This window comes from Xanthomonas sp. SHU 166 (assembly GCF_000364685.1).
In the GTDB taxonomy this organism is placed as follows: domain Bacteria; phylum Pseudomonadota; class Gammaproteobacteria; order Xanthomonadales; family Xanthomonadaceae; genus Xanthomonas_A; species Xanthomonas_A sontii.
The window spans coordinates 1-4,602 of sequence record NZ_AQOJ01000450.1; the positions used below are offsets into that span (position 1 = coordinate 1).

At 69.9% G+C, this 4,602-nt stretch carries 3 protein-coding genes; 1 reads left to right on the forward strand and 2 read right to left on the reverse strand.

From position 1 onward, the window contains the following. A partial coding sequence (locus tag D180_RS23945; RefSeq protein WP_043090892.1) for a hypothetical protein occupies positions 1-206 on the reverse strand: 206 nt, incomplete at its 3' end. A 747-nt stretch (positions 207-953) separates the two neighbouring features. Here D180_RS23945 and D180_RS12110 point away from each other — a divergent pair. After that, the gene (locus D180_RS12110; RefSeq protein WP_017913001.1) at positions 954-4,385 is read left to right on the forward strand and encodes a PAS domain-containing hybrid sensor histidine kinase/response regulator; all 3,432 of its coding nucleotides are present in this window, start codon (positions 954-956) and stop codon (positions 4,383-4,385) included. On the opposite strand, the gene D180_RS12115 is transcribed toward D180_RS12110, so the two are convergent. Then, on the reverse strand, positions 4,382-4,602 hold a 221-nt coding region (locus tag D180_RS12115; RefSeq protein ID WP_017913002.1), incomplete at its 5' end, for an integrase core domain-containing protein. The genes D180_RS12110 and D180_RS12115 overlap by 4 nt on opposite strands.

Here is a 4,602-nt window from a genome sequence, read left to right on the forward strand (position 1 = left end):
GCCGCCCGCGCCGCGATCCTGGCGTGCGCAGCGAACCGGCGCCGGATCGCGGCCACCGCCTGCTCCACCGCCGGCAGATGCCGCTCCACCTCCGCATCGGCCTGCGCCTGGCGCGACTGCGCCTGCTGCACCTGCGCGAGCAGGCGCTGCGTCTGCTGTTGCAGCGACGGCGGGGGCGTCGGCACGGCGGCCGGGATGCCGGACATCAGCGGGAGCGGGCGCAGGTGGTCACCGCGCGCATCTTAGCCCGAGCGCCGGTGGGGCTGCCGTGGCTGGTTGCAGGTTGGATGTTGCCCTTGCTGGACACGGCAGGCACGCGCGTGAAGCGGTTGCTGCCATGGGAGGAAGCATCTTGGAGAAAGATAGGGCGCTAGGCGCACGTCGGGTCTTTAGACCATCGCGGCTTCGTTTGTCGCGGCTGAAGCTGCTCCTACGCGGGGCTTGCAGTTCCATGATGGCGGTTGCGGTTGCTTTGGTTGTTGCCTTTGCCTTATCGGGTTCCCTTCCGAAGCGGCGGCCAGCGCGGGGAAAAACCCGAAGGGCGGCGTACATGGATGTGCGCCGTCCGCGGCAGGGGCAGGATGCCCCTTCCGCGGATCCCCGTGATGGACGCGGACCCGGAGCGCGCAGCGCGGAGGGCGCAAGGCAGGGTGTGCTTTCTTTTGGTTCCTTTTCTTTGCACAAGCAAAGAAAAGGAACTCGCCGCAAGGCGAAAGCTTTGCTTCTGCTAAAGAAAAACCAAAAGAAGCGCTTTCCACAGCCGAAGCAAAGCCTGCGGTATGCCTGCCAAGGGAAGCGCGGTTAAGTGTATGGGCAGCCGCCGCCTCACCTGCCCCGCGGCAACCAGGCATGGTGCACGCGCAACGCAGGCCAGACGCAGCGAGCCGAACTCCCGACTACGCCGAAACGCATCCCACCCTCTAGACTGCACGCATCGTCGTGGGGGCTCGCCTTTGGTTTCCAGTTGGATCCTGCTGCTGGTATCGGTCGGCTATGCGGCGCTGCTGTTCGCGGTGGCGTGGTGGGGCGATCGCCGTCCGCTGTACCCGGAGCGGCCGTGGCTGCGGCCGGCGGTGTACAGCCTGGCGCTGGCCGTGTACTGCTCGTCGTGGACGTTCTACGGCGCAGTCGGCAGCGCGGTGCGCAACGGCGCCGGCTACCTGCCGATCTACCTGGGCCCGCTGCTGATGCTGCTGTTCGGCTGGCGCATCGTCGAGCGCCTGGCGCTGATCGCGCGCAGCGAGAATACGGTGTCCATCGCCGACTTCATCTCCTCGCGCTACGGCCGCTCGCGGCGCTTGGCCGCGCTGGTGGCGGTGATCGCGCTGGTCGGCGTGGTGCCGTACCTGGCGCTGCAGTACAAGGCGGTGGCGATGAGCCTGCAGGTGCTCAGCGGCCAGTCCAGCGCCGGTGCGCCGTTCTACGCCGACCCCGCGCTGTACGTGGCCCTGGGCATGGCGCTGTTCGCCACCCTGTTCGGCACTCGCCAGGTCGATGCCACCGAGCACCACCACGGCATGATGCTGGCGATCGCGCTGGAGTCGGTGGTGAAGCTGCTGGCGATGGTGGCGGTGGGCGTGTTCGCCTACGTGTGGCTGTCCGTGCGCGACGGCGGCCAGGTGATGGCGTCGGCACGCACGCTGTTCCAGAACACCCCGCCGGTGGGCTTCATCTCGCAGACCCTACTCAGCTTCCTGGCGCTGGTGTGCCTGCCACGGCAGTTCCATGTGGCGGTAGTGGAGTGCAGCGACGTCGGCGACATCCGCAAGGCGCGCTGGCTGTTCGGTCTGTATCTGGTGCTGATCTCGGCGATGGTGGTGCCGATCGCCGCCGCCGGCATCGCCCTGTTCGGCGGCGGCGACGTGGCCGACGACAGCATCGTGCTGGCGCTGCCGCTGGCCGAAAGCCGTACCGCGCTGGCGCTGGTCGCCTACGTGGGCGGGTTCTCCGCCGCCACCGGCATGGTCATCGTCTCCAGCATCGCGCTGGCGACGATGATCAGCAACGACCTGGTGATGCCGGTGCTGCTGCGCCGCCGCGGGCACCAGGCGGCCGGTGCCGACGTGGCCTCGAAGGTGCTGTGGATCCGCCGCCTGGCGATCCTGCTGCTGGCGCTGATCGCCTACGGCTATTACCGCAGCAGCAGCAACGACAGCACGCTGGCGTCCTACGGCCTGATGGCCTTCGCCGCGGTGGCGCAGTTCGCACCGGGCGTGATCGGCGGCCTGTACTGGCGCGGCGCCAGCCGCAAGGGCGTGGAGACCGGCATGGTGCTGGGCTTCGCCACCTGGATCTACACCCTGCTGCTGCCGGCGCTGACCCAGGCCGGCTGGCTGGCGCCGGCGTGGCTGCTGGATGGGCCGTTCGGCATCTCCTGGCTGCGCCCGCAGCAGCTGTTCGGCATGAGCGGCTGGGACCCGCTGGCGCATGGCACCTTCTGGTCGCTGCTGGTCAACGTCGGCACGATGATGCTGGTGTCGGCACGCTGGCGGCCGGGCCTGGACGAGCGCCTGCGCGCGGCGCCGTTCCTGGAGCCGTACTCGCAGCGCCCGGCGGTGGCCGGCGACTGGCTCGGGCAGGTGCGCGTGGTCGACCTGCAGGCGCTGGCCGAGCGCATGGTCGGGGATCGTCATGCCCGCCGCGCCTTCGCCGAACAGGCGCAACTGCTCGGCCGCGAGCCGCAGCCCACTGCGGTGGCCGACCGCGTCTGGGTGCAGTTCACCGAACGCCTGCTTGCCGCCTCGATCGGCGCGGCCTCCGCGCGTCTGGTGCTGACCAGCCTGCTGCGCGGCTCGGGCATGGACCTGGGCGAGGTGGTGGCGGTGCTCGACGAGGCCGGGCAGGAACTGCGCTTCAACCGCGAGATCCTGTCCACCACGCTGGAGAACATCAGCGCCGGGGTCAGCGTGGTGGATCCGGCGATGCGCCTGACCGCGTGGAACCGGCGCTACCAGCAGATGTTCGGCTATCCCGACGGCATGCTCTACGTCGGCCGGCCGGTCGCCGACCTGATCCGCTACAACGCCGAGCGCGGCGAACTCGGCGGCGGCCAGGTGGAGGATCAGATCGCCCGCCGCATCGCGCACATGCGCGCCGGCACCCCGCACGTGTTCGAACGCACCCGCAGCGACGGCAAGGTGATCGAGATGCGCGGCCAGCCGCTGCCCGGCGGCGGCTACGTCACCAGCTACAACGACATCACCGACTACAAGCGCGCCGAGCAGGCGCTGCTCGAGGCCAACGAGACCCTGGAGCAGCGCGTGGCCGAGCGCTCGCGCGAGGCCGAACTGGCGCAGCAATCCAAGACCCGCTTCCTGGCCGCGATCAGCCACGACGTGCTGCAGCCGCTCAACGCCGCGCGCCTGTTCGCCTCGGCCCTGCGCGATGCGCACCAGAGCGAGGAGCAGCGGCATCTGGCCGAGCGCGTGGATGCCTCGTTGCGCGCGGCCGAGGAACTGCTCGACGGCCTGCTCGACGTGTCGCGGCTGGATGCCGGCGGCCTGCGCCCGACCATCGAGGACGTCGATGCCGGCCTGCTGCTGCGCGAACTGGCCGCGCAGTACAGCCCGATCGCCGCCGGCCGCGGCCTGCGCCTGCACGTGTACGCGCGGCCGCTGTGGGTGCGCAGCGATCGCCGGCTGCTGCGCCGGGTGCTGCAGAACTTCCTCGCCAACGCGCTGCGCTACACCCGCCAGGGCCGCATCGTGCTGGGCATGCGCCGCCGCGGCGCGGCGCTGGAACTGCAGGTCTGGGACACCGGCCCCGGCATCCCGCCGCACCACATGCAGCAGATCTTCGACGAGTTCCAGCGCTACCAGCAGCCGTTCGACTGGGGCGAGCAGGGGCTGGGCCTGGGCCTGTCGATCTGCCAGCGCATCTCGCGCCTGCTCGGCCACGACCTGGATGCGCGCAGCCGCGTCGGCCACGGCAGCATGTTCTCCATCACCGTGCCGCGGGCGGCGCCACCGCCGCAGGCGCTGCAACGCGCGCCACGCGCAGCGGCCGCGGCCGATTCGCTGGCCGGGCTGCGCGTGCTGTGCGTGGACAACGATCAGGAAATCCTCGACGGCATGCGCGCGCTGCTCGGCCGTTGGCAGGTGGAGGTGATCTGCGCCAGCACCGTCGACGAGGCGCTGGCGCAGGCCGCGTGCGCGCCGCAGGTGATGCTGGTCGATTACCACCTGCACGACCGGCTCGACGGCCTGGAGACCCTGGATGCGCTGCGCGCGGCGATGCCCGGACCGGTGGCCGGCGCGCTGCTCACCGCCGACGGCCGCGACGAACTGAAGCTGCAGGCCCGCGAGCGCGGCTACCGGTTGCTGACCAAGCCGCTCAAGCCGGCCTCGCTGCGCGCCTTCCTCACCGCGTACCACGATCCGATCTAGGTGTGTAAACCCACCACGTTGTTCAGTGGAATTCGGGAGATGGGAGGTTTGTAGCCGAGGCTGGCGTGTGGTCGATGCCAGTTGTAATGATGCAGCCAGCCCGAGAAGGCGTTGGCGCGTTGCGTGGAGTTGATGTAGGAGCGCGCATAAGCCCATTCGCGCAGGCTGGTCTGCACCAGCCGTTCGGCCTTGCCATTGGTGCGTGGCGTGTAGGGTC